17 protein-coding genes are annotated in these 24,748 nt (G+C 70.5%); 6 read left to right on the top strand and 11 right to left on the bottom strand.

Annotated elements, in window-relative coordinates:
• Positions 1 to 188: 188 nt before the first annotated feature.
• Together ETD85_RS07525 and ETD85_RS07520 are read left to right on the top strand one after the other, a co-directional pair.
• The gene (locus tag ETD85_RS07525) at positions 189 to 1,160 is read left to right on the top strand and encodes a LacI family DNA-binding transcriptional regulator (protein ID WP_138688874.1); all 972 of its coding nucleotides are present in this window, start codon (positions 189 to 191) and stop codon (positions 1,158 to 1,160) included.
• The gene (locus tag ETD85_RS07520; protein WP_138688873.1) at positions 1,147 to 2,388 is read left to right on the top strand and encodes a serine/threonine-protein kinase; all 1,242 of its coding nucleotides are present in this window, start codon (positions 1,147 to 1,149) and stop codon (positions 2,386 to 2,388) included. The genes ETD85_RS07525 and ETD85_RS07520 overlap by 14 nt, the downstream gene beginning before the upstream one ends.
• Positions 2,389 to 2,476: 88 nt before the next feature.
• Here ETD85_RS07520 and ETD85_RS07515 read toward each other — a convergent pair whose 3' ends face one another.
• Complete coding sequence (locus tag ETD85_RS07515; RefSeq protein ID WP_138688872.1) at positions 2,477 to 3,841, bottom strand: GH12 family glycosyl hydrolase domain-containing protein; 1,365 nt, start codon at positions 3,839 to 3,841, stop codon at positions 2,477 to 2,479.
• A gap of 261 nt (positions 3,842 to 4,102) precedes the next feature.
• Between ETD85_RS07515 and ETD85_RS07510 the strand changes: the two genes are divergently transcribed.
• Together ETD85_RS07510 and ETD85_RS07505 are read left to right on the top strand one after the other, a co-directional pair.
• Entirely contained in the window at positions 4,103 to 5,164 is a 1,062-nt protein-coding gene (locus tag ETD85_RS07510; protein WP_138688871.1) for a lytic polysaccharide monooxygenase, read from the top strand.
• Entirely contained in the window at positions 5,161 to 5,682 is a 522-nt protein-coding gene (locus ETD85_RS07505) for a hypothetical protein (protein ID WP_138688870.1), read from the top strand. Before ETD85_RS07510 ends, ETD85_RS07505 begins: the two co-directional genes overlap by 4 nt.
• 147 nt (positions 5,683 to 5,829) lie before the next feature.
• Here ETD85_RS07505 and ETD85_RS07500 read toward each other — a convergent pair whose 3' ends face one another.
• The 3 genes from ETD85_RS07500 to ETD85_RS07490 form a co-directional block, all read right to left on the bottom strand.
• Complete coding sequence (locus tag ETD85_RS07500; protein ID WP_138688869.1) at positions 5,830 to 7,410, bottom strand: cellulase family glycosylhydrolase; 1,581 nt, start codon at positions 7,408 to 7,410, stop codon at positions 5,830 to 5,832.
• 65 nt (positions 7,411 to 7,475) lie between these two features.
• Entirely contained in the window at positions 7,476 to 10,304 is a 2,829-nt protein-coding gene (locus ETD85_RS07495; RefSeq protein ID WP_138688868.1) for a glycoside hydrolase family 9 protein, read from the bottom strand.
• Positions 10,247 to 13,192, bottom strand: a complete 2,946-nt coding sequence (locus tag ETD85_RS07490; RefSeq protein ID WP_240779010.1) for a glycoside hydrolase family 48 protein — start codon at positions 13,190 to 13,192, stop codon at positions 10,247 to 10,249. The genes ETD85_RS07495 and ETD85_RS07490 overlap by 58 nt, the downstream gene beginning before the upstream one ends.
• A 306-nt stretch (positions 13,193 to 13,498) precedes the next feature.
• On the opposite strand from ETD85_RS07490, the gene ETD85_RS67235 reads away from it, so the two are divergent.
• Positions 13,499 to 15,811, top strand: a complete 2,313-nt coding sequence (locus ETD85_RS67235) for a glycoside hydrolase family 6 protein (protein WP_138688867.1) — start codon at positions 13,499 to 13,501, stop codon at positions 15,809 to 15,811.
• A 154-nt stretch (positions 15,812 to 15,965) separates the two neighbouring features.
• Here ETD85_RS67235 and ETD85_RS07480 read toward each other — a convergent pair whose 3' ends face one another.
• From ETD85_RS07480 to ETD85_RS07460, 5 genes are all read right to left on the bottom strand, one after another.
• Entirely contained in the window at positions 15,966 to 16,364 is a 399-nt protein-coding gene (locus tag ETD85_RS07480; RefSeq protein ID WP_138688866.1) for a DnaJ family domain-containing protein, read from the bottom strand.
• Between the two features lie 10 nt (positions 16,365 to 16,374).
• Positions 16,375 to 17,274 (bottom strand): dihydropteroate synthase, encoded by a 900-nt coding sequence (gene folP / locus ETD85_RS07475; protein WP_206058155.1) that lies wholly within the window; start codon positions 17,272 to 17,274, stop codon positions 16,375 to 16,377.
• A 60-nt stretch (positions 17,275 to 17,334) separates the two neighbouring features.
• A complete protein-coding gene (locus tag ETD85_RS07470; protein ID WP_138688865.1) occupies positions 17,335 to 17,808 on the bottom strand; it encodes an ATP-binding protein in 474 nt (157 codons plus the stop codon).
• Between the two features lie 221 nt (positions 17,809 to 18,029).
• Positions 18,030 to 19,079 carry an NAD-dependent epimerase/dehydratase family protein gene (locus ETD85_RS07465; protein ID WP_138688864.1) on the bottom strand — a complete coding sequence of 350 codons (1,050 nt, stop codon included), beginning with the start codon at positions 19,077 to 19,079 and terminating at the stop codon, positions 18,030 to 18,032.
• Positions 19,080 to 19,131: 52 nt separating this feature from the next.
• On the bottom strand, positions 19,132 to 20,313 hold the full coding sequence (locus ETD85_RS07460) for a zinc-dependent alcohol dehydrogenase (protein WP_138688863.1): 1,182 nt from the start codon (positions 20,311 to 20,313) through the stop codon (positions 19,132 to 19,134).
• A 168-nt stretch (positions 20,314 to 20,481) separates the two neighbouring features.
• On the opposite strand from ETD85_RS07460, the gene ETD85_RS07455 reads away from it, so the two are divergent.
• Positions 20,482 to 21,855, top strand: coding sequence for a carbohydrate-binding protein (locus tag ETD85_RS07455; RefSeq protein WP_138688862.1), 1,374 nt, complete (start codon positions 20,482 to 20,484; stop codon positions 21,853 to 21,855).
• A 33-nt stretch (positions 21,856 to 21,888) separates the two neighbouring features.
• Here ETD85_RS07455 and ispG read toward each other — a convergent pair whose 3' ends face one another.
• Both ispG and ETD85_RS07445 read right to left on the bottom strand, forming a co-directional pair.
• Positions 21,889 to 23,004, bottom strand: coding sequence for a flavodoxin-dependent (E)-4-hydroxy-3-methylbut-2-enyl-diphosphate synthase (ispG, locus tag ETD85_RS07450; RefSeq protein WP_138688861.1), 1,116 nt, complete (start codon positions 23,002 to 23,004; stop codon positions 21,889 to 21,891).
• Positions 22,992 to 24,740: a 1-deoxy-D-xylulose-5-phosphate synthase gene (locus tag ETD85_RS07445; protein WP_138688860.1), complete on the bottom strand. Its 1,749-nt coding sequence runs from the start codon at positions 24,738 to 24,740 to the stop codon at positions 22,992 to 22,994. The genes ispG and ETD85_RS07445 overlap by 13 nt, the downstream gene beginning before the upstream one ends.
• Positions 24,741 to 24,748 lie beyond the last annotated feature (8 nt).

The following is a 24,748-nucleotide window of genomic DNA, read 5'->3' as shown; positions in this document are numbered from 1 at the left end:
TATCGGACCGGTAAATATGGCGTGATCCACATCCGGCACAGAAACCTCTGCCGATTACCAGTGCCTCTAGCTGAGCAGATTCGGCGGGCGTCCGCACAATGGGACGCACTCCTAGCAAAGGCCCTATTAACAGCGGCGAAACATTGGTAACGTGGGAGCGCTCCCAGGATCTTTCCGCGAGGTGCTCCATGACCGAGCAGCCCACACTGGCACAGGTGGCGGCCGCTGCAGGGGTTTCCCCCGCGACCGCATCTCGAGTCCTCACAGGCTCGGTGCGGGTCAGTACCTCGACCCGCAGGCAAGTCTACGACGCCGTGTCCCGCATGGGATACGTCCGCCAACGCGCTCCCCGGGGAACGGCCGCCAAGACCATGGCCGACGGCGTCACGGCGGTCATCTGCGACCATCTTCCCCGGCTCTTCTCCGAGCCCTACTACGCCCGGCTGCTGTCCGCGGCCGGCGCGGTGATCGCCGAACACGGCACCCATCTCATGGTGACCACCGTCACCCCGACCTCCTCCACGCTGCCCGTCCTGTCCGGGGCGGTCCTCATCGTGGGCGCCAGAGAGCGGCATCCGCTGGCGATCAAGTTATCCACCTCGGGCGTCCCGGTGCGCAACATCGGCCGGCCGCCCCACGACCTCAAGCTCCCCTACGCCGACGTGGACAACCTCGACGGCGGACGGCAGGCGGCCGAGCACTTCCTCCTCACGGGCCGCCGTAATGTCGCCGCCATCGGCGGGCCGCCCTCCTTACCCGCGGCCCGTGACCGGCTGGAGGGTCTCGTACGGACTCTCCAGGCGGCAGGGGCCCCAGACGTCCCGGTGGCCTACGGCGACTTCACCGCCGCATCGGGCACCCACGCCATGCAATGGCTGTTACGCCACGCACCAGGACTGGACGCCGTCTTCGTCGCATCGGACCTGATGGCGGCCGGCGCCATCCAGGCACTGCGCAGAGCCGGCCGGAAGGTCCCGGCGGACGTCGCGGTGATCGGGTTCGACGACGCACCGGTCGCCAGGCACACCGCACCCGCACTGACCACCATCCGCCAGCCCGTCGAGGAACTCGCCACAGTCGCCACCCGGCTGCTCCTCACGGGGGCCGCCGGAATCGACCCCGTACTCCCCACGGAACTGGTCGTCCGTGAGTCGGCTTGAGCCTGGGGATGTGCTGGCCCGCAGGTATCTGTTGCTGGACCCGCTGGCCCGCGGGGGCATGTCGGTCATCTGGCGTGCCTTCGACCAGTCCCTGCACCGCATGATCGCGGTGAAGGTGCTGACCGCCTCGCTGCACACCGACCATGGCGAGCGGGTCAGCGTACGCAGCGAGGCCCGCGCCGCCGCCAAGTTCATCCATCCGGACTCGATCGAGATCTACGACTACGGCGAGACCGTCACCACGAGCGGCGGGGTGGCGGCCTACGTCGTCATGCCGCTGCTCGACGGCACGCCGCTGGCCGAGCGCATCGAGCGGGGCCCGCTGCCGTGGACCGAGGCGGCGGGCATCGCGCTGCGGCTGGCGCGGGTCCTGATGGCCGGGCACGCGCTCGGCCTGATCCACAGGGACGTCACGGCGGAGAACGTGCTGCTCACCGCCGGCGGCCCCAAGCTGCTCGACTACGGCATCGCCGCCTGGGCCGGAGACCCCGACGACGACCGCGGCACCCCTCCTTACGTCGCTCCCGAACGGCTGCGGGGCGCGCCGACCCATCCCGCGGTCGACGTCTACGCCCTGGGCGTGCTGCTGTTCACCATGTTCACGGGGCGGACGCCGTACCCGGAGACCACGTGGGAGGAGATCGAGGCGGCTCGCAGGACGGATCCGCCGCCCCGGCCCCCCGGGGTGCCGCACGCGGTCGCCACCCTGTGCCAGCGCTGCCTGGCGCACCAGCCGGAGGAGCGGCCCACGGCGGCGGAGATCGTCGCGGCGCTGACCTCGGCGCTGGGCACCGCACGGCTGGGGCAGCACGTCAGGCGCGGCCTCACCGTCGCGGGCTCCGCGGCGGTCGCGCTGTCCGTCCTGCTGTGGTTCCAGCAGACGGAGCTCAAGCCGCCGGAGAAGGCGGCCGAGCCGTCACCCTCCGCCACGGCCCGGCTGGTCGAGAGCTCACCGGCCGCGGTGACCACCGTCGAGGAGGCCGTGACGGGTTTCAGGACCGTGCTGGAGGCCAAGACCCCGTGCGGCGCGACCGACGCCGACGTGGTGCTCGACCTCAAGCAGGTCCTGTACGACTCCGTGGCGCCGCACGGCCCTTCCGAGTCGAAGACCGACCACCTGCGCCGCAAGCTCTCCGACCGGCTGCGGGAGGGCCGGCTGTCACCTGCCTGCCTGAGCGAGCTGCAGGCCAGGCTCGACGACATCGACAGCGCGCTCCAGCGGGATTGATGAGGGGTACGGCAGCACCCGCCGCACCCCTCCACGCCCGGGTCGCGCCCCTCGCAAAGCACGCCCGCGCGAGCTCATCCGCCCGTGATCACGCGCAGGTGTAGCCCGCGGGCACCTGCGTGTTCCCGGCCGGCCGGCTCGCCTGGTAGCCGAAGCTGGTGGCGGCGCCGGGTCCGATGGCGCCGTTGTGCGCCAGGTTCCTGACCGTGACGGTGCCGCCGCTGACGGTGTAGCCGGCGTTCCACATGCCGGTGATCGTGTGGCCGGCGGGGAGCGCGAACGTGACCGTCCAGCTCGTCCTGGCCGTGGTGCTGGTGACGGTCACCGGCTGGATGACGTAGCCGCTGTCCCAGGCGTTCTGGGTCGTGGGGGTCACCGAGCAGCTTCCGCCGCCCCCGCCGGACAGCGTGGTCACGGTGACCGTGCCGGACTCCGGCGAGAGGTTGCCCGCGCCGTCCCTGGCCCGCACCCGATAGCGGTAGGCGGTGGCGGGGGTCAGGCCCGTGTCGGTGAAGGAGGTCGTGGTGCCGCCGCCGACCCTGGTGAAGGTGTCGCCGGTCGCGCGCAGGACGTCGTAGCCGGCCAGGCCGCTGCCGCCGGTGTCGGTGGAGGCGCCCCACGTCAGGGTCGTGCCGGTCGAGGTGGTGGCCGAGGCGACGGGGTTGCCCGGCGTGCTCGGCGGCGTGGTGTCGGTGCCGCCGCCGGAGGTGCCGAAGGAGAAGGAGTTGACCGCGAGGCCCGCGCCGCCGACCCAGGGCTCGAAGCCGGCCTGCACGCTGGTCAGGTACCAGGACCGCTGCGCGTGGCCGCGGCTGATCGCGTCGGCGTAGAAGGTGTCGATCGCGAAGTCGAGCGAGGAGGTGGCCGAGGTCCGCACGTACGAGATCACGTTCCAGCCGATGTTGCCGAACCAGACCTGCCAGGTGCCGCCGGCCAGGTTCACGGTGCCGACCTGCGAGCCGACGGGCTGGATCGAGCCCTGCTTGTTCAGCCAGATCATGATCTCGGCGCCGGTGTTCTGCCCGTCGGTGCGCGGCGTGGGGTCGAACCAGATGTCGTAGGCCGCGTCCCAGGTGCCGCTGCTGGGGTACGTCATGCTCACGCTGGAGCGCAGCGACCCGAACCCGCCCGCGCTGGCCTGCATGGGCAGGTTGCTGCCGGTGCTGCAGTTGGCGTAGTGGCAGCCGGCGTAGATCGCCGGGTAGGAGGCCGGAGCGCCGTTCGTCGGCTTGTTGTGCGCGGCCTGGGTGACGGTGAAGCCGCCGCTCTGGTTGACGTCGATGCACTGTGCGGTGTCGGCGCCCCAGACGTTGTTGATCACGACGTAGCGGCCGCTCTGGACGGTGGTCGCGCCGTACTTCTCGCACAGCACCGGTGCGGCCTGTGCCGGGGCGGCGAACAGGCCGACGGCCAGTAACGCGCCGATGATCAGGTAGATGTGCACGTGCCTCATGGCATGTTGCTCCCGCCTCTGCGAAGCCAAGGATAGCTGGGAGCGCTCCCACCGCAAGACTCCAGGCCGCGCGGGCAGAGGGCAAGCAGGCGTGACACCCGACCGGCCGCGGCGGCACGGGCCACCAGGGGAAACCGTGACCAAGATCGGCTGAAAGTTTCACAGCGCGTTGTCGGATGCCTGCCGGGCGTGATTCAATGCGCTGGCCGGGCGGGCTGATCGTGGGCAGGTTTCCTCTGTCGTCAGTGCAAGGGAATCCCCATGAAGTTATTCAAGTCGGCGGCGTTCACCGCCGTCATGGTTCTGATCACCACTGTCCTCATGGTGCCCACGCAGGCACAGGCGCACGGGGTCTCGATGTTCCCCGGCGCCCGCACGTTCCTGTGCTGGCAGGACGGCCTGCGGGAAAACGGGCAGATCCTCCCCTACAACCCCGCGTGCGCGGCCGCCGTCAACCAGAGCGGCGCGACCCCTCTGTACAACTGGTTCGCGGTGCTGCGCTCCGACGGCGCCGGCCGGACCTCCGGATTCATCCCCGACGGGCAGCTGTGCAGCGGCGGCACCGGCGGGCCCTACGATTTCTCGGCCTACAACGCGGTCCGCTCCGACTGGCCGCTGACCCACTTGACCTCGGGCGCCAGCATCCAGATGCGGCACAGCAACTGGGCGCAGCACCCCGGGGCGTTCAACTACTACGTCACCAAGAACGGCTGGAACCCGGACGGGCCGCTGAAGTGGTCTGACCTGGAGCCGTTCGGCAGCGTCACCAACCCGCCCGCCAACGGCGGTCCCGGCGGGCTCAACTACTACTACTGGAACGCCCAGCTCCCGTCCGGCAAGACCGGCCGGCACATCATCTACACGCACTGGATCCGCTCGGACAGCAACGAGAACTTCTACAGCTGCTCCGACGTCGTCTTCGACGGCGGCAACGGCCAGGTCACCGGGGTCGGCCCCGGCGGCAGCACGCCCACGGCCACCCCGACGGTCACGCCGACCGGCCCGACCCCGACGGGTGCCTGCACCGCCACCTGGAAGGCCACGAACACCGGCTGGGCCGGCCACTTCCAGGGCGAGGTGACCGTGAAGAACACGAGCACCGCCGGCATCAACGGCTGGACGGTCAACTGGACCTACAGCGGCGGCCAGGGCTTCGACGGCGCACCCTGGAACGGCGTGCTGAGTGGCCAACCGCCGAACGTGTCGGTCAAGAACGCCGGCTACAACGGGCAGCTGGCGCCCAACGCGACCACCACGTTCGGATTCAACGCCACCGGCTCGATCCCGAGCCCCGCACCTACCCTGACCTGCACCAGCCCGTGACAAGAACGCGTCGCGGGCTTGTCGCGGCGATCGTCACCCTGGCCAGCCTGACCCTGGCCGGGGTGATGTTCTTCGCCGCCAGGCAGCCGTCGTCACAGCTGAACGAAGAGCTCGCCGCCCAGGTGACGCTCATACTCGAGCAGGCCTCGCCGGACGAGCACCACGCCCACGGCCACAGCTTCGACTCCCGGGTCGTCTGCGCCGTGGAGCCCTTCGGCACCGAGCCGGCGGACGCCACCTCCCTGGTGGAGGTGCGGTGGGTCTACGCCCGCCACATGTGCGCGGTCACCGGCGCCGGCACCGACTGGGCGTCCTCCGTGCGGGCCTCAGGCCCCATCGCCGTGAAGGTGGACATCCCACCCCAGATCAGGGTTCCGGAGCCGGGAGAGGGCTATCCGGACCGCGTCAGGCGGCTCATTCCCGCCCGCTACCACGAGCAGGCGTTCGCCGAGTTCGAGAGCGAGGACGCCATCGACGCCGCTCGCGAGCGGTTCGCGCAGATCATCTCCGCGAAGTGAACGCAAACGGACGCGACCGGCTGGAAAGCCGGCCGCGTCCGTCCCATCCGGGCGGGATGGTGTCCTGAGCAGGGTTGTGGAGTTGGGCCTCACCTCCTCATACGCAGCCGGACGCCTGTGTGTTCAGAAGGTGCGTGCGGAAGATGCTCAGTTGGCGCAGGTGTAGCCGGACGGGACCGAGGTGTTGCCGTTCGGGCGGCCGGCCTGCAGGCCGAAGCTGGTGCTCGCGTTCGGCGCCAGCGTGCCGTTGTAGCTCAGGTTCTTGGCCGTCACGGTCTGCCCGCTGACCGTGACCGCGGCGTTCCACGAGCCCGTGAGCGTGTGCCCGGCCGGCAGCGTGAACGTCACCGTCCAGCTCGTCTTGGCGGACGTGCTGGTGTTGGTCACGGTCACGGGCTGCACGACGTACCCGTTGCCCCACTGGCTCTGCACGGTGCCCGCGGCCGTGCACCCGCCACCGCCGCCGCCGCTCAGCGTCGTGAACGACGCGGTCGGGGACTGGGCGGACTGGTTGCCCGCGGCGTCCCTGGCCTTCACGTACACCTGGTACGCGGTCGCCGCCGACAGCCCGGTCAGCGTGATCGAGTTCGTGGCCGTGCTGCCGAGCGAGGTGCCGGTCGAGGTGTAGACGTCGTAGCCGGCCACGCCCACGTTGTCCGTCGAGGCCGTCCAGGTCAGGGTGGCCCCCGACGAGGTGATGTTCGACACCGCCGGCGTGCCGGGCGTGCTCGGCGGGGTCGGGTCGGTGGTGCCGCCGCCGTAGATCGAGGCCTGCTTCGAGGTCGCCGCGATGCCGTTGGCGCCGTTGAACAGCCGCTGGCCCCAGGAGGTGAGCTGGGTGACGTCGAAGTTGGTGACCTGGTCGAGGTACTCGACGCCGCCGCCGTTGCCGCTCCACGACCAGCCCAGGTAGCCGAGCCCGCGGCTCACGGCCTGCGCCATGATCGTGTCCTCGTCGGGGTCTCCGTCGGAGTGGTTGAAGCCGAACTCGCCGATGACCAGCGGCAGCCCGGCGGTCTTGAACGCGTCCAGGTACGCGTTGATCTCCGCGGCCGTGTCGTAGACGCCGTACATGTGGATGGAGAAGATCGTGTTCTTGGCGGGGTCGCTGTCGAAGACCGTGCGCGCGCTGTCGCGCATGGTGCCCTGCCAGTCCTGGCCCCAGTTGGGCGCGTCCACCATCAGCGCGTGCTCGAAGCCGTTGGTCCGCAGCTTCTGGATCGCGGCCGACGTGGCGGCGGCCCAGCCGGGGGTGACGGCGTTGTTGCCGACCGGCTCGTTGCCGATGTTGACGATGACGTAGTCCTCCTGGCCGACCAGGGCGGACTTCACGCTGATCCAGTAGTTCGCGGCCTGGTCGAGGGTGTAGGCGCCGCTCTGCTCGCCGTACCCCGTGGTGTCGTGGTTCTCCAGCACGCAGATGAGCTTGTTCTGCTTGCAGAGCGCGACGACGTTGGCCACGTCGGCGGCGGTGTTCGCGGTCCAGCGGCCGCCGCTGAGCACGACCCGCACGGTGTTGGCCTTGAGCGACTTGATGTCGGCGAACGCCTTGGTCTGCGTGGCGTACCAGGTGTGCGCGTGGCTGGTGCCGCGCATGACGAACTCCTGGCCGTTCGACTCCAGGATCTTCGTGCCGCTGACGCGCAGGCCGGTGGCGGCGCCGGCCGGGGCGGCGGGCAGGATCAGGACGGCCGCGAGCACGGCCAGCGCGGTGAACAGTGATTTCATGTGCTGCCTTTCCCTGAGCTGTGGAGCCGCCCCCGTCGCTGCTGCGACGAGGGCGGAGTCTTCGCTCAGGCGGGGGTGCAGGTGATCGGGTCGGGAGTGGCGGGGGTGCCGTTGGCGATGAGGCCGAACGTGGCGGTCGCGTTCGGCGCGAGCGCGCCGTTCCACGCCTCGTTCCTGACGGTGACGGTCGAGCCCGACACCGTGTGCCTGCCGCCCCAGAGCTGGGTGATCGAGCCGGCGGAGGTCCAGGAGACCGTCCAGGCGGTGGTCGCCGCGGTGCCGGTGTTCTTGACCGTCACCTCGGCCTGGTAGGCGCCGCTCCACGAGCTGGTCACCTTGAAGGTGGCCGTGCACCCGCCGGCGGGCGCGCTCGTGGTGGTGAACGCCGTGCCGTCCGAGGCCGCCGAGCTGTTGCCCGCCGCGTCCCTGGCCACCACGCTCACCGTGTAGGACGTCGCGGGGGTGAGCCCGCTCAGGTCGAAGGACGTGCCCGTGGCCGTGCCTGCCTTGGTGGACCCCAGGTAGACGTCGTAGCCGCTCACGCCCACGTTGTCCGTGGACGCCGCCCAGCTCGCCTTCGCGGCCGAGGCGGTGATCCCGGACACCGTCGGCTTGCCCGGCTTGCTGGGCGGCGTCCCGTCCACCGTGCCCGTAGTGGTGAACGTCGTTCCGTCGGACGGCGCCGAGGTGTTGCCCGCCGCGTCCCTCGCCACCACGGTGGCGGTGTAGGACGTGGCAGGGGTGAGCCCGCTCAGGTCGAAGGACGCGCTCGTGGCCGTGCCTACCTTGGTGGACCCCAAGTAGACGTCGTAGCCGCTCACGCCCACGTTGTCCGTGGAGGCGGTCCAGCTCAGCTTCGCCGCGGAGCCCGTGATCCCGGATACCGCGGGCTTGCCCGGCTTGCTGGGCGCTGTGTCGTCCTCTTCCTCCGGACCGGGGGGCTCACCCCAGATCTTGGTGGCGCCGCTGTACAGGGTGATGTGGCTGGTCCGCACCGGCGTCGTGCCGGGCGTCGTGGGGATGCCGGCGTAGGACCAGTCGTTGGCGGGATCCCACGTGCCGGCGCTGGTGATCCTGAACTGCACCTCCCTGCGGTGCTGCGACTGCCCCGCCGGCGCGATGGCCTGGCCCGAGCAGTCGATGTCCACGTAGTACGTGCTCCCGCTCGCCTGGTGCAGCGTGGGCGCCTTGCACTGCGTGTAGGCCGACGACACGCTGATCTGCGACGCGGTCGTGGTGCCGTCGAGGGTGAAGTAGTAGCGGAACGAGCCGTCGGACAGGACCCGCGCGGGCCAGGCCGACTGGTTGCGGACGATGGCCTTGATCTCCGTGAAGGTCGTGCCCGAGGCGTTCACGCCCGCCTCGACGAAGATCTCGGGGCCGTCCGGGGTCTCCGCCACCGGGAAGTTCGCCGCCGGGGCGCCGCCGTACTCCTTGTAGAGCCTGGCCAGCGCGCTGGTGAAGCCGGCGTTGTAGTCGGTGGCGACCTCGTTCATGACGTAGTCGTCGCGCTTGTCGGTGTAGGCGTCGTTCGGGTCGGGCGGGCCGCCGACGAGGGCGCCGTACAGGGTGTGGCGGGTCTGCTCGGGGTTGGTGATCTGGTCGGTCCACGAGCCGTGCGCCGTGCGGTGGTGGGGGTTCTTCGGCGGGTTGGCGCCGAAGCCGATGAGATAGGAGGAGTTGCGCGGGTTGTCGCCGAGCGCGTAGTTGATCTGGCGGACCGCGAAGTCGTGGTAGCGGGCTTTGCGCGTGGCGTCGGTGATCGCGTCACTGTGCACGAGCGCGGCGAACGAGGTGTTGGCCGCGTACCGCAGCGAGCCCCACCGGTCGAGCACGGCCTGGCCGCCCGGCGAGTACGCCACCTTCGCGCCGTTCACGCCGACCGTCCACCAGTCGAGCCAGCGGTTGGCGTCGTCCAGGTACTGCTGCTTGCCGGTCAGCTTGTGCAGCAGCACGTATGCACCGTACGACTTGTCGTCCCAGGCGATCGTCCACTTGTAGGACTTGGTGGTGGTCTGTGGCTCGGTGCCCAGGTTGGCATAGCCGCTCTCGGCCTTGGCCAGGTAGGAGGCGTCGTTCGTGGCCCGGTAGAGCCAGATCGCACCCCACACCAGCTCGTCGTTGTAGCCGCTCCAGGAGTTGTAGTAGCCCTGGGCGTCGCTGATGCACTCGCTGTACTTCTTCCTGACCGTGTCGGCGAAGGAGTAGAGCTGCTTGGCGTGCGTCACCAGCGTGTCGGCATAAGACGGATTTGTCGGGCGGAAGACGATCGAGGAGGCCGCCATCGCCGCCGCCGTCTCCCCCGCCAGGTCCGACCCGCCGCACGACGCGTCGATCTTGTACGCCGGCCGCGTCATCGACATCGCCTCGGCCGGACCCCACCAGGCGTGGTCCGTGCCGCCGTTGCCGACCTGCCCGTAGAGCACGCTCGGCGACGGGTGGGCCTTGATGAAGTAGTCGTTGACGAACTTGAGGTTGTCGAGCAGGTGGGTGAGCTGGCCGGAGGAGGCGTAGGCGTCGCGGTAGTCGACCGCGCCCCAGGCCAGCATGGTGGCGGAGAACGCCATCGGGAAGCCGAACTTGACGTGGTCGCCCGCGTCGTACCAGCCGCCCGTGAGGTCCACGCCGACGTCCTTGCCGTCGTTCAGCCCGGAGTCGCCGCGCCAGCCGACGCGGCTCCAGGCGGGCTTCGCGCCCGACTGCTGGGCCTCGTAGAAGAACAGCGACTTCTGCAGGGCCTCGCCGTAGGCGAAGGCGGGTGCGGCGGCGCGGGCCGCCGGCCCCACCCCGGCAAGGGGCAGGACCAGCGACACCGCGGCTATCAGTGCTGCTTTTCTCACGGGAAGAGCCGCCCGTACTCGGCCAGGGCGACGGCGACGTCCACCTGCGCCCAGAATCGGTGGTAGTTGAAGACCGGCGCGGGGCCCGTGCCGCTCAGGAACGCGTTGACCCTCGGCCAGTCAGGGTCGTTCCGGTAGAAGGACCTGATGGAGATAAAGGTCGAGCTGGAGTTGATCGTGTCGCCGTTCGGCATCTCGCCGCTCCAGCCGGAGGGCACGTACACCGCGTCGTCGATGCGGTTGTAGTCGGTCTTGGTCTCCGGCACCGACACGCCCTTGGCGTCCCGCTTGGCCCAGACGCCGTCGAGCAGCGCCTTGGCCATGTTCCGCGCCGCCGTGTTGTTCGCCTTGGCCGCGTAGTACATGAGCGCCTTGGCGTACGAGCCGGCCACGCCCACGTCCTGGGTGTAGTCGGCGATGGTCACGTGCAGGCCCGGGTTGGCCGGGGGCATGCCGCTGGTGGCGCTGAAGTTGCCGGCGGGCTGGCCGGTCCACCGCAGCGTGGACGGGATCTGGTACGAGCCGTCCGCGTTGATGGTGGTGTTGGCCATCGCCCACGTGACCCACTTGTCGAGCAGGGCCTTGGCGTCGGCGTTGCCCGAGGCGTAGTAGAGCTCGGCCACCCGCTCCATCGTCCACGCCTGGAAGCCGAACCACTGGTTCGACGGCGGGTCGTGGTAGACGGGCTGCCAGTCGTAGGCCATGCCGTGGAACTTCGGCAGGCTCGTGGGCGGCGCCGCGTAGTGGCCCTCCCAGCTGTTGGTCGCACCACCGGCGATGGCGCCCTCGGCCGACTGCAGCCAGGTGTAGAACTGCAGCTGGCGGGTGAGGCTGGTGCTCCAGTCCGCCGCGCCGGTCGCGCTCTTGGGCTTGAGCTCCGCCACGTTCGACAGCGCCCAGGCCGCGAACGGGTTCTGGTAGCCGGAGTGGTTGTGGCTCGACCCGATGCGCCAGGCCCAGCCGGCGTTGGAGTCGGTCGCGCCGCCCCAGGCGTAGTACCAGCTCAGCAGGTAGTTGGAGGCGTTCTTGCCGGTCCCGGCCGGGCACGAGGGGCTCGTGCACCCGGGCTGCTTGAAGTACTTGTCGTACATCGCGTAGCGCAGGTAGTCGCCCATCTTGGCGGCCTTGCCGACCGACGCGGAGATCTGCGACTGCTTGCCCTGCGCCGTGGCCCAGGTCTGCGCCCAGTACGCCACCTGCACCGCGCGGGCGTCGGCGTCGGGGGCGTTGGTGTACTTCCACTGCTTGGCGTAGGAGCTGTCCTTGATGAACAGGTCCAGGTAGCCGTTGGCGCCACCGTGGGCGAAGGTGTCGCAGGACGGCTGCGGGATCGTCTCGAAGACCGACTCCTCAGGGCCGCGCTGGTAGGTGTTGATGTAGGCGGGCTTGGTCGTGCCGTCGCCGCAGCGGCCGAAGCCGTAGGTGTTGTCGACGTCGAGCAGCCAGTGCATGCCGTAGATGTCGCGGGTGCCGTACGCGGTCTGGAGCTCACTCGCGATCGGGTCGGTGCCCACCGAGACGCTGGAGTCGATCTGCGTCGGGTAGCTGTTGATCGTGTTGTACTCGGCCGCGTACGTCGCCGGCTTCGAGGCGTTGTAGAAGGAGTTCGTCGGCTGGTCGGCCGTGGCCGGGATGATGTACTTCTCCATCGAGGCCCAGGCGTTGTTGAACTTCGTCCAGTCGCCGGTGACCTGGCCGTAGGTCGCCTCCAGCCACAGGTAGTAGCTGTAGGCCTCGGACGTGGTCTCGTGCCCGTGGTCGGGCGCCTCGACCATGAACGTCTCGACCGAGTGGTACGGCACGCCCTCGGGCGAGAAGTAGCCGTTGGCCGGGTCGTGCAGCTCGTTGTAGAGCTCGACGAAGCGCTGGACGTACTGGTTGCTGCCGCCGACGTCGTCATCGGCCTCGCTGGCGGCGACGTCGACCGCGGTGTAGCCGGTGGCGCTCACCCTGATGACGGCCGAGCCGCTCGTCGTGTCCGTGTCGTTGGCCGCGGCCAGCGTCACGTTCTGCGCGGTGTTCCAGTTGGACGGCGTGAACGTCAGGCTCGCGCCGCCGGAGACCGTGATGTCGGTGTCACCGCTGGCGCGTGCCGTGGTGACGGTCACGTTGGCGGAGGGCGCCTGCGACAGCTTCACGCCGAAGGTCGCGCTGCCTGCCTCTGGGACGGACAGGGTCAGCGGGCTCACCACGAGCGCGGGGCCCGTGTTCTGCCCGACGGTGATCCCGACGGGCGCCGAGGTGGTGGTCGCGCCACCGTTGTCGGTCGCCCTGGCGGTGATCGAGTAGCTGCCCGCCGCGACGTTCGTCCAGCTGTAGGTGTACGGCGAGGACGTGTCGGTGCCCAGCAGCGTGGAGCCCTGGTAGAAGTCGACCTTGGCCACGGTGCCGTTGGAGTCGGAGGCCGTCGCCGCGATCGGCACGGTGGCCGGCGCGGTGAAGGTCTGCCCGGCGGTCGGCGAGGTCAGCGACACGGTCGGTGCCGGGTTGGCGGCGCCGCAGGTGACTCCGTTGACGCTGAAGGAGGTCGGGTTCGGGTTGCTGCCCGACCAGGTGCCGTTGTAGCCGATGGAGACGGAGGCCCCGGTGCCGAGGTTTCCGTTGTAGGGCATGTTCGTGCCGGTGATCCGGGTGCCCGACTGGCTCCAGTTCGCGCCCCAGCCCGTGGGCGTGTACTTCTGCGTGGTCGTCGGATAGTCGAAGGCCAGCGACCAAGACGTGATCGGGTCGCCGGTGTTCTTCAACGTGATGCTCGCGGTGAAACCGCCCTGGCCAGGGCTGCTCGTCCACGAATTGGCGGTGTAGGTCACGTCGCAGGCCACTGCCGCCTGGGCGGGACCTGCCGCCAAAGCCGTGGTCACGCCGGCGACGAGGACGAGGCTCGTGGCCACGGCGAGCCGCCTCGATAAGCGCAGCAAAACGGAAGGAGGTCTGTACTTCACGGGATCTCCATGGGAGTAGGGGTGTGGGAGCGCTCCCAAAGGGGATTGTGGGTGCCATCGCGCGTATGTCAACGGAATGGCATTTCGGTAACCCCCGTGTTTCCTCTCACCAGGCTGCCCGGGATGAAAGTTTCATCCATGTTCAGGGGCATTCAACGAGCATGCGGGGCGGCAGACGCCTCCGCGACGGGCGCCCGCTGTACACGGCTCCGAGTCCGGCAGACCATGGGAGCGCTCCCAGCCACCTAGCACTGGAGATGATCGCTCGTGAGACTCCACCGCGGCCTACGCAAATGGGTCGTGACCATGACCGCCGCGAGTACCGCGGCCTTAGGGCTCGTCGCGGGCCAGACCACGGCCGCGAACGCCGCCGTCGCCTGCGACGTGACCTACACAGCCAACTCGTGGACGAGCAGCCCTGGTCAGGGCGGTTTCACCGCGAGCATCACGTTGAAGAACACCGGCGACCCCATCACGTCATGGTCGCTGGGCTTCGACTATCCGACCACCGGTCAGAAGTACACCCCCACAGGCTGGGGCGCCAACTGGAGCCAGTCGGGCACCCGGATCACGGGCACGAACATGCCCTACAACGGCAGCCTGGCCACCGGCGCGTCCGTCTCCATCGGCTACAACGGCACCTGGACCGGCAGCAACCCGAACCCGACCTCGTTCAGCGTCAACAACACCACCTGCGGCGGCACGAACCCGACGACCCCGTCGGTGGTCACCTCGGCCAGCTCGGTCGCGGTCAACGAGGGCGGCACGGCGACGTTCACGGCCAGGCTCTCCTCGGCCCCCACCGCCAACGTGACCGTCACCACCGCGCGCACCAGCGGTGACACGGACCTGTCCGTCAGCTCGGGCGGCTCGCTGACCTTCACCCCGTCCAACTGGAACACCGCCCAGACGGTCACCCTGGCCGCGGCCCAGGACAGCGACACCGCCGCTGGCACGGCCGCGTTCAGCGTGGGCGGCAGCGGCGTGACCGCCGCCACGGTCAACGCGACCGAGGTGGACGACGACGCCACCGTGGAGCAGTCGATCATGGTGACGCCGACCGCGGTCACCGTGCCCGAGGGCGCCACCGCCACCTACACCGTGCGCCTGGCCGCGCAGCCGTCCTCGAACGTGACCGTCACCTCGACGGCGGGCAGCGGCGACACGAACATCACCGTCTCCTCCGGCGCCAGCCTCACCTTCACCTCGGCCAACTGGAGCACCCCGCAGACGGTGACCCTGGCCGCGGCGCAGGACTCCGACAACACCAACGGCACCCGGCCGATCACCGTCGCCTCCTCCGGCCTGACCAGCAGGACGGTCACCGCCACCGAGGCCGACGACGACGGCGGGACCAACCCCGGCACCCACGTCGAGAACCCGTACGCCGGAGCGACCGGCTACGTGAACCCGAACTGGCGCACCAAGGCCGCGGCCGAGCCCGGTGGCTCCGCGGTGGCCAACACCTCCACGGCCGTCTGGCTGGACCGCATCGCGGCCATCGCCGGCTCCTCCTCGGCCATGGGCCTCCAGGCGCACCTGGACGAGGCCGTCAGGCAGGACGCCGCCAACGGCTCCGCGCCGCTGACCATCCAGTTCGTCATCTACGACCTGCCCAACCGCGACTGCTCGGCGCTGGCCTCCAACGGTGAGCTGCTCATCGCCGAGAACGGGCTCAACCGCTACAAGACCGAGTACATCGACCCGATCGCGGCGATCATGAGCAACTCCGCGTACGCGAACCTGCGCATCGTCACGATCATCGAGCCCGACTCGCTGCCCAACCTGGTCACCAACCTCAGCTTCGCCAAGTGCGCCGAGGCCAACTCGACCGGCGCCTACGTCCAGGGCGTCCAGTACGCGCTGAACAAGCTGCACGCCATCACCAACGTCTACACCTACGTCGACGCCGCCCACCACGCCTGGCTGGGCTGGGACTCGAACTTCAACCCGTCGGTGAACATCTTCTACAACACCGCCGCGGGCACCACCGCGGGCGTGGACAGTGTGGACGGCTTCATCACCAACACCGCCAACACCTCCGCGACCAAGGAGCTGTACTTCAACATCAACACGACCGTGAACGGCCAGTCGGTCCGCCAGTCCAAGTGGGTGGACTGGAACTGGTACGTGGACGAGACCACCTTCGCCCAGGCCCTGCGCACCGCGCTCATCGCCAAGGGCTTCCGGCAGGGTCTCGGCATGCTGATCGACACCTCGCGCAACGGCTGGGGCGGCAGCGCCCGCCCGACCGGGCCGAGCACCTCGACCGTCCTGGAGACGTTCGTCAACCAGTCGCGCATCGACCGTCGCATCCACGCCGGCAACTGGTGCAACCAGAGCGGCGCGGGCATGGGCGAGCGGCCGAAGGCCAGCCCCGACACCGGTCTGGACGCCTACGTCTGGATCAAGCCTCCGGGTGAGTCCGACGGCGCCAGCACGGACATCCCGAACGACGAGGGCAAGAAGTTCGACCGGATGTGCGACCCGACCTACACCGGCAACAGCCTGAACGGCAACAACATGTCCGGCGCGCTGCCCAACGCGCCGCTGTCGGGCCAGTGGTTCTCCGCGCAGTTCCAGGAGCTGCTCAGGAACGCCTACCCGCCGATCAGCTGAAAGCTCAAGGGGCCCGGACCTTGGACCGGGCCCCTGACCGGACCGAGGGGCCCGCCTGACCCGGGTCCCTCAGCCCTCGAAGGAAGCCCGGATTACGATCCGGGCCTTCTTCAGCCCTCGGAGGAGGCTCGGACCTGGGTCCGGGCCTCCTTCGCTATCGGGCCTTGCGCCACTCCGACACGATCGCGTCGGCGTCGAAGGGCATCAGATTGAGCGGCGGCCCCGACAACCCCGTCCTGATCGCCTTGCGGATCTTGTCGTTGACGTCCTCGACGATCCGCCGTGCCTCGGCCTCGGTCCTGGCCCCGCGCGCCTCGGCCAGCGCCTCCTCCGCCTCCTTGCGCAACGCCAGCGTGGGCGGCAGCGGCATGGACAGCCCTTCGCTCTCCAGCTTCTGCTTGATCCACCACATCTCGTCGTGATGCCGGTCGAGGCCGGGCAGCGGCTTGCCGGCGCCCGGCAGGTCGTCGAACTGGCCGCGCTCCTCCGCCTCGCGGATCTGCCGGTCGACCCAGCTCTCGAAGGGAAGTCCAGCCGGCTTGCGCTCGCTCACGTGGCACTCCTCACGCCAGATTGTGACTTGGGGCGATCGGGCCGCGCCAGCCGAGCACGGCCTCGGTCATGCGGACGGACGCCACCGCCGCGGCCACGTCGTGCACGCGCAGGATGCGGGCGCCCTTGACGATGGACAGGACGTTGGCGGCGATCGTGCCCTCGGTCCGCTCCCCCTGCGGACGGTCGAGCGTCTCCCCGATGAAGTCCTTGTTGGACAGCGCCACCAGCGTCGGGTAGCCGATCGCGGTGATCTCCTCCAGCCGGCGCGTCAGCTCCAGGGAGTGGAAGGTGTTCTTGTTCAGGTCGTGCCCGGGATCGATGATGATCCGGTCGGCGGCGATCCCCGCCTTCAGCGCGAACGAGACCCGCTCGCGCAGGAAGCCCGCCACCTCGGAGACGACGTCGGAATAGCTCGGCCGGAAGACCCGCCTGCCGGGCCCGCCGAGGCTGTGGGTGACGATCACGGTGACGCCGGCCTCGGCCGCGACCTCGGCGATGCCGGGCTCGCGCAGGCCGTTGGTGTCGTTGATGACGTCGGCGCCGGCCTCGATGGCCGCCTGCGCCACCGCGGCCCGGTGGGTGTCCACGGAGATCACGGCGTCGGTGGCGGCTCTGACCTCGGCGATGACGGGGACGACCCGCTCGATCTCCTCCTCGGCGCCGATCTGCGCCTGGGCCGCGCTGAAGGCGAATCCGCCGATGTCCACCCAGTCGGCCCCGTCGTCCACGGCTTTCACGGCGGCCGCGACGGCCCGGTCGAGCTCGTAGGTGCGGCCCTGGTCGTGGAAGGAATTGGGGGTCCTGTTGACGATGGCCATGATGGCGATCTGGCGCTCGAAATCGAACTCCCGCCGCCCGATGCGCCGGACCGGGGAGATGATCCCTGGGGAAGGCATGTCGCCGCTCACGTACGCGAGCCTACCCGGCGGCGGGCCAGGTCAGCCGGGCGGCGGCGGCGGGCGCCCGGATCAGGCGACGAAGCGGCCGAGCAGGCGCTGGGGCGTCGCCGTGACCCTGATCCGTCTCATGGCCCCGTGCGTGCTGCGATCCGGCCCCTTCGGTAACCGCATGGTGAGCCGGACCTTGGTGCCGCGCGGCCCCGTGTCGAAGTCGGCCGTGTCGCACAACCGGCGGATGAGGTAGATCCCCCTGCCGGTGTAGGACATGTCGGACGGCCGCCGGTGGCCGTTGAGATAGCCGTCCGGGATGCCCGCTCCCCGGTCGGTCGTCTCCGAGCGGATGATCCCGTCGACCGTCCACAGCCTGAAGTGCCCGTGACCGCCGCCGTGCTCCACGGCGTTCACCACGCTCTCGTGCACGGCCAGGACGAAGTCGTCCAGCCGGGGACCGCTCAGCCCGCAGTTCGCCGCCTGTGCGGCGACCTCACGGCGCAGCTTGGTGACATCGCGGAAGTTGAAGGGCTGGGTCAGAAGGGTGCGCATGGCAGTCTCCTTCCACCTTGCCGGGACCCGCCGACGCGCGGAACCACCAGGTGGAGCGCCTTGCCTGAAAAAGAGAGAGGGCACGGCCTGCCTGTGCTGAGAGCCGGTCCGTGCCTGAGATCCATGGCGCTCCTCCGTGTCAACCGACACGCAGGGCCGCACTTCTGGACCTCGCGTACCCTCCTACTTCCCTGGCAAGAAGGAATTACACGCCGCAGTCATCATGGACGTCCGCCCATGCCACTGGCCAGCTCCTTGACCCGGCCGGCCGGACCTCCGTCGGGAGCGAGCGGCGCGGTGTCCATGCCGGCGCCGTCGTGCAGCCCCTCGAACAGCTCGCGCACCGCGTCCCACGACGAGCGCCGCGGCGTCCAGCCCAGCACCTCTTTGGCACGGTCCATTCGCATCACGGGGATGTGCAGGGCCAGTTCGAGCAGGCCGGGCGCGGCGGCCACGAGCCGCAGGTGCCAGCCGGCCGCCACGGCCGCCCTGGCCACGCCCTGCGGGACCGGGACTGTGCGCGCGCCGAGCAGCTGGGCCAGGTCGTGCGCGTCGAGCACGGGCTCGGCGGCCAGGTTGAACGCCCCTCGCACGGGTTTCGTCACGGCCAGCCGGTACGCCTGCGCCGCATCGTCGGCGTGCAGGACCTGCAGCCGCAGCCCGGGGATGTCCGGCACGAACGGGATCCGGCCCGCCCGCATCAGCCGCCGCGGCACGAACGGCCCGCCGAACAGCCTGCGCTGCTCGGTCGCGGCCGCCCGCTGGAAGATGAATCCCGGGCGCATGCGCACCACCCGGATGTTCGGGTGATCGTGCTCGAAGACGTCGAGCACCCGCTCCACGTAGGCCTTCTCGCGCCCGTACGCGGCGCCCGGCCAGCCGTGCGTGGGCCAGCTCTCGTCCACCGGCCGGTCCTTGGGCCCCGGCGAGTACGCCCCCACGGACGAGGCGTGGATCAGCGCGGACACCCCCGCCTCCGCCGCCGCCCGGAACACGCGCATGCTGCCGAGCACGTTCGCCCGCCAGGTCACCGCCGGGCTCCTGGTCGGCTGGAAGAGCCAGGCGAGATGGACCACGGCGTCCGCGCCCTCGAAGATCCGCGCGAGGTCGTCGGTGGCCACGTCGGCCTGCCGCCAGTCGGTGCGGTCGACCCGCCAGCCGGGCAACCGGCGCGCGACCCCCACGATCGAGGTCACGTCGTCGTCCGTGGACAGCGCGCGTACCACGCTGGTGCCGACGTTACCGGTAGCCCCCACCACAACGACTCTCATGAACGCTCCGCTGCCCTCTCCCAGGGCCGCGAAACCCTGCTGACCTGCCAGGTTACGGCTGGAGGAGGATCTTGACCGCGCCATCTGCCTTCTTTTGGAACATCTCATACCCAGCCGGTGCCTGATCCAGCGGCAGGCGGTGAGTGGTCAGGTCCAGCACGCCGAGCGGATCGGCATCGTCGGTCACCAGCGGCATGAGCGCGCTGATCCACCGCTTGACGTGAGCCTGTCCCATGCGCAGCGTGATGCCCTTGTCGAACATGCGCAGCATGGGCATCGGGTCCGTCATGCCGCCGTACACGCCGACGACGGAGATGACGCCGCCCCTGCGTACGGAGTCGATGGCCTGGTTGAGCGCGGCGAGGCGGTCGATGCCCACGTTCGACATCAGCGGTGCGGCCACCGCGTCGGGCAGCATCCCCGTGAGCGTCTGGGCCAGCTTGGCGGCGGGCGAGCCGTGCGCCTCCATGCCGACCGCGTCGATGACCGAGTCGGTGCCGCGCCCCGAGGTCAGGTCGCGGATCTCCGCGGGGACGTTCATGACCTCGCTCGCGTCGACGACCTCGATGCCGTGGCGGCGGGCCATCTCCAGCCGCTCGGTGACGCCGTCCACGCCGATCACCCGGTGGCCGAGGTGGCGGGCGATGCGGGCGCTCATCTGGCCGATGGGGCCGAGGCCGAAGACGGTGACGCTGCCGCGCTCGGGGATGTCCGCGAACGCCACGGCCTGCCAGGAGGTGGGCAGCACGTCGGACAGGTACACGAACCGCTCGTCCGGCGGCCCGGCCGGCACCCTGATCGGGCCGAACTGGGCCTCGGGGACCCTCAGGTACTCGGCCTGCCCGCCGGGGACCCGGCCGTAGAGCTTCGTGTAGCCGAACAGGGCCGCTCCCGTGCCCTGCTCGCGCACCTGGGTGGTCTCGCATTGTGCGTACAGCTCCAGGCCGCACATGTGGCAGTGGCCGCAGGAGATGTTGAACGGGATGACCACGCGGTCACCGGGCTTGAGCGTGCTGATCGCGGGCCCCACCTCTTCGACGATGCCCATCGGCTCGTGCCCGAGGATGTCGCCGTCGGCCATGAAGGGGCCGAGCACTTCGTACAGGTGCAGGTCGGAGCCGCAGATCCCGGTGCTGGTCACGCGGATGACCGCGTCGTTGGGCTCCTTGATGACGGGGTCGGGGACCTCCTCGACTCGTACGTCGCGCTTGCCGTGCCAGGTGACTGCCTTCATGGTGTCTCCTCACCGCAGGTGCACAAATGCCGCATACCCCCACATAGAGCATCAAACAGCCTGGCGTTCCGCCTGGCATAACACCGCGATAGGGGTCTTTTGACACGACCACTCCTCGTGTTCGAGCACGTACCGTGGCGGCACCCCCCAGTACGAGGAGAGTCACCGATGCTCCGCAGAAAGACCGTGACGGCCGCCGTCGCGTTAACCGTCACCCTCATCACCGTCCCGGCCGTCGCGCTGGCCGCCGGCGGCGCCTCAACCCGAGACGACAACCTCTACGCCATGGCCCTGGCGAGCGCGTCCGCCACGGCCGACCCCCCGCGGGGCCTGGTGGACGCGCTCGGCCGCGACCTCGGCCTCACCTCCGAGCAGGCTGCCGCCCGCCTGGTCAACGAGGCCGCCGCGGCCGGCGTGGAGCCCCGGCTGAAGGCGCTGCTCGGGGCCTCCTACGGCGGCAGCTGGGTCACCGGCCCGACCGCCACCCCCGTCACCGCCACCACCGACCCCGCGCAGGCGGCGGCCATCACCGCGGCCGGCGTCGAGGCCCGCGTGGTCACCCGCTCGCTCGCCCGGCTCGACCAGGTCAAGGCCACCCTCGACCGGGCCGCGGCCGCGGCGCCGCGGACCGCCCCCGTCTGGTACGTGGACGTCGTCGAGAACTCCGTCGCCGTCCTGACCTCCACCCCCGCCAAGGCGGCCGCCTGGGTGAAGGCCAGCGGCGCCGACGTCTCGGCCGTCCGCGTCGTGCGCTCGGACGAGCGGCCGGTCACCTACTACGACGTGCGCGGCGGCGACGCCTACTACATCGGCTCGGGCTCGCGCTGCTCGGTCGGGTTCTCCGTGACCAAGGCGGGCTCGCAGGGCGGCTTCGTCAGCGCCGGGCACTGTGGCAGCACCGGCGCGAGCACGTCGGGCTCCAACAGGGTCGCCCAGGGCACCTTCCGCGGGTCCTCCTTCCCCGGCAACGACTACTCCTGGATCGAGGTCAACTCCCAGTGGACCCCGGTCGGCGTGGTGAACGCCTACGGCTCGGGCGTCCTGCCGGTGCGCGGCTCCACGGTCGCCCAGGTCGGCTCCTCGATCTGCCGGTCCGGATCGACCACGCAGTACCACTGCGGCTCGGTGCAGCAGCTCAACACCAGCGTCACCTACTCGCAGGGCACGGTCTCCGGCGTGACCAGGACCAACGTGTGCGCGGAGCCCGGCGACTCGGGCGGCTCGTTCATCTCGGGCGACCAGGCCCAGGGCGTCACGTCCGGCGGCTCGGGCAACTGCGGCTCGGGCGGGACCACGTACTTCCAGCCGGTCAACGAGATCCTGTCCGCCTACGGCCTGACCCTCGCCACCCAGGGCGGCGGCGGCACGGGCTCGCCGACCGTCTCGCCGACGAACCCGGGCGGCACGTGGGCCCCGAACACCGCGTACGCGACCGGCGCCACGGTGACCTACGGCGGGGCGGCGTACCGGTGCCTCCAGGGGCACACCTCGCAGGCGGGCTGGGAGCCGCCGAACGTGCCCGCGCTCTGGCAGCGCGTCTAGGGCCGGAGCGGGAGGCCCGCCCGGCACCGCGGGCTACGGCCGGGCGGCCTCCTGCTCCTCCGCGATGCGCATGGCCTCCTCGACCAGCGTCTCCACGATCTGCGACTCGGGGACGGTCTTGACGACCTCGCCCCTGACGAAGATCTGCCCCTTGCCGTTGCCCGAGGCCACGCCCAGGTCCGCCTCGCGGGCCTCGCCCGGCCCGTTGACCACGCAGCCCATGACCGCCACCCGCAAGGGGTGGGGGAACCCGTCGAGCGCGGCCGTCACCCGGTCCGCCAGCGTGTAGACGTCGACCTGGGCCCGCCCGCAGGACGGGCAGGAGACGATCTCCAGGCTGCGCCGCCGCAGCCCCAGCGACTCCAGGATGCCGATCCCCACCTTGACCTCCTCCACCGGAGGCGCGGACAGCGAGACCCTGATCGTGTCGCCGATGCCCTCGTCGAGCAGCAGCCCGAAGGCCACCGCCGACTTGATCGTGCCCTGCATGAGCGGCCCGGCCTCGGTCACGCCCAGGTGCAGCGGATAGTCGCAGCTCCTGGCCAGCAGCCGGTAGGCCGCGACCATCACCTGCGGGTCGTGGTGCTTGACCGAGATCTTCAGCTCGCGGAACCCATGCTCCTCGAACAGCGAGCACTCCCACAGCGCCGACTCCACCAGCGCCTCGGGGGTGGCCTTGCCGTGCTTGTCCAGCAGCCTGGGGTCGAGCGAGCCGGCGTTGACGCCGATCCTGATCGGCACGCCGCAGTCCGCCGCGGCCCGCGCGATCTCGCCCACCTTGTCGTCGAATTTCTTGATGTTGCCGGGATTGACGCGGACGGCCGCGCAGCCCGCCCGGATGGCCGCGAACACGTAACGCGGCTGGAAGTGGATGTCCGCGATCACCGGGATCTGCGACCTCGCGGCGATGGCGGGCAGCGCGTCGGCGTCGTCCTGGGTCGGCACGGCCACCCTGACGATCTGGCAGCCCGCCGCGGTCAGCTCCGCGATCTGCTGCAGCGTGGCGTCCACGTCGGCCGTGACCGTCGTGGTCATCGACTGCACAGAGACCGGCGCGTCGCCGCCGACCGGCACGTTCGCGACCATGACCTGGCGGGAGACGCGGCGGGAGCGGCGTACGGGCGGGAGCCCGAGGTTCACAGCGGCCATCTGTTCAGCTCCTGTCTGACGGCGTGCGCGACGCCCTGGCCGGTCAGCCCGGCCTCGGTGAGCAGCTCGGACCTGGTGCCCTGCGCGATGAACGCGCACGGCAGGCCCAGGTTGAGCACGTGCTGGCCGGGCCGGCACACCTGCCTGAGCAGGGCGCCGGCCCCTGACGCGGCGATGCCGTCCTCGACCGTGACGACGAGCCTGCTGTCGCGGACGACCTCGCGCAGGCCGGCGGAGACCGGGATGACCCAGCGCGGATCCACCACGGTCACGCCGGCGCCCGCCGCCGACAGCAGCGCGGCGGCGCTCAGGCAGGGCCCGGCCATCGGGCCGACGGCGACCAGGCACACGTCCTGACCGGTGCTGGACAGCACGTCCACGCCGCCGGCGCTGCCCACGGGCGGGATCGCCGCCTCGACCGCGGCCTTGGGGAAGCGCAGCGCCGTCGGGCCGTCGTGCTCGACGGCCTCCTCCAGCAGCTCGCACAGGCGTACGGCGTCACGCGGCGCGGTCACCCGCATGCCCGGCACGGCGGCCAGCGCCGCGAGGTCCCACATGCCGTGATGGCTGGGCCCGTCGGGCCCGGTGATCCCGGCCCGGTCGAGCACGAGCGTCACGGGCAGCCGGTGCAGCGCGACGTCCATCAGCACCTGGCCGAAGGCGCGGTTGAGGAACGTGGCGTAGATCGCGACCACGGGATGCAGGCCGCTCATGGCCATCCCCGCGGCCGAGGCCAGCGCCTGCTGCTCGGCGATGCCGACGTCGAACATGCGCTCGGGGAAGCGCCGGCCGAAGGAGGCCAGCCCGGTCGGCCCCGGCATGGCCGCGGTGATGGCGACCAGGTCGCGGCGGCGCGCGCCGAGCTCGCAGAGCTGCTGCGAGAACACCTGCGTCCAGGTGCTCCCGCCCGGGCTGACGGGCTTGCCGGACTCGGGGTCGGTGACCGGGATCGCGTGCAGGTGCTCGTCGAGATCCTGCTCGGCGGGGCCGTAGCCGCGGCCCTTGCGGGTGACGCAGTGGACCACGACCGGCGCGCGCAGCTCGCGCGCCGCCCGCATGGCCCGCTCCAGCGCGGGGATGTCATGACCGTCCACGGGGCCCAGATAGCGCAGGCCGAGGCTCTCGAAGACGGTCGCCCCGCCGCCGCCGCGCAGCCGGGCGAGGTGGTCGGCCCAGCCGCCGTGGGTCGGCGCGTAGGAGCGGCCGTTGTCGTTGAGCACCACGATGACGGGACGCTGCCTGGCCGCGCCCAGGTTGTTGAGCGCCTCCCAGGCCACGCCGCCGGTGAGCGCGCCGTCGCCCACCACCGCGACCACGGCCCGCGTCTCGTCGCCCGCGAGCCTGCGGGCCTTGGCCATGCCGTCGGCGTAGGCGAGCGCCGTGGAGGCGTGCGAGCTGTCCAGGTGGTCGTGCGCCGACTCCTCCCTGCTCGGGTAGCCGCTGAGGCCGCCGCGGCAGCGCAGCGAGTCGAAGGCGGCGCGCCGGCCGGTGAGGATCTTGTGTACGTAGGCCTGATGGCCGGTGTCGAACACGATCGCGTCGTCGGGCGAGCGGAAGACCCGGTGCAGCGCGATCGTGAGCTCGACGATGCCGAGGTTGGAGCCGAGGTGGCCGCCTCTGGCGCTCACCTTGTCGATCAGGAAGCCGCGGATCTCGCCGGCCAGCTCCGGCAGCAGCTCGGCGGGCAGGGCGCGCAGGTCGTCGGGGGTCGAGACGTAGGGAAGCAAGGTCTTCATGGCATCCC

This window comes from Nonomuraea zeae, from assembly GCF_005889725.1.
GTDB classification, from domain to species: Bacteria; Actinomycetota; Actinomycetes; order Streptosporangiales; family Streptosporangiaceae; genus Nonomuraea; species Nonomuraea zeae.
The sequence above is the reverse complement of the archived record's forward strand: the minus strand, read 5'-3'. Positions and strand labels throughout refer to the sequence as shown.

Coding starts and splice junctions, on each gene's coding strand:
- ETD85_RS07515 (WP_138688872.1), bottom strand. CDS start 3,841: ATGAGGCACGTGCACATCTACCTGATCATCGGCGCGTTACTGGCCGTC.
- ETD85_RS07445 (WP_138688860.1), bottom strand. CDS start 24,740: ATGAAGACCTTGCTTCCCTACGTCTCGACCCCCGACGACCTGCGCGCC.
- ETD85_RS07470 (WP_138688865.1), bottom strand. CDS start 17,808: ATGCGCACCCTTCTGACCCAGCCCTTCAACTTCCGCGATGTCACCAAG.
- ispG (WP_138688861.1), bottom strand. CDS start 23,004: ATGGCCGCTGTGAACCTCGGGCTCCCGCCCGTACGCCGCTCCCGCCGC.
- ETD85_RS67235 (WP_138688867.1), top strand. CDS start 13,499: ATGACCGCCGCGAGTACCGCGGCCTTAGGGCTCGTCGCGGGCCAGACC.
- ETD85_RS07455 (WP_138688862.1), top strand. CDS start 20,482: ATGCTCCGCAGAAAGACCGTGACGGCCGCCGTCGCGTTAACCGTCACC.
- ETD85_RS07465 (WP_138688864.1), bottom strand. CDS start 19,079: ATGAGAGTCGTTGTGGTGGGGGCTACCGGTAACGTCGGCACCAGCGTG.
- ETD85_RS07460 (WP_138688863.1), bottom strand. CDS start 20,313: ATGAAGGCAGTCACCTGGCACGGCAAGCGCGACGTACGAGTCGAGGAG.
- ETD85_RS07510 (WP_138688871.1), top strand. CDS start 4,103: ATGAAGTTATTCAAGTCGGCGGCGTTCACCGCCGTCATGGTTCTGATC.
- ETD85_RS07500 (WP_138688869.1), bottom strand. CDS start 7,410: ATGAAATCACTGTTCACCGCGCTGGCCGTGCTCGCGGCCGTCCTGATC.
- ETD85_RS07525 (WP_138688874.1), top strand. CDS start 189: ATGACCGAGCAGCCCACACTGGCACAGGTGGCGGCCGCTGCAGGGGTT.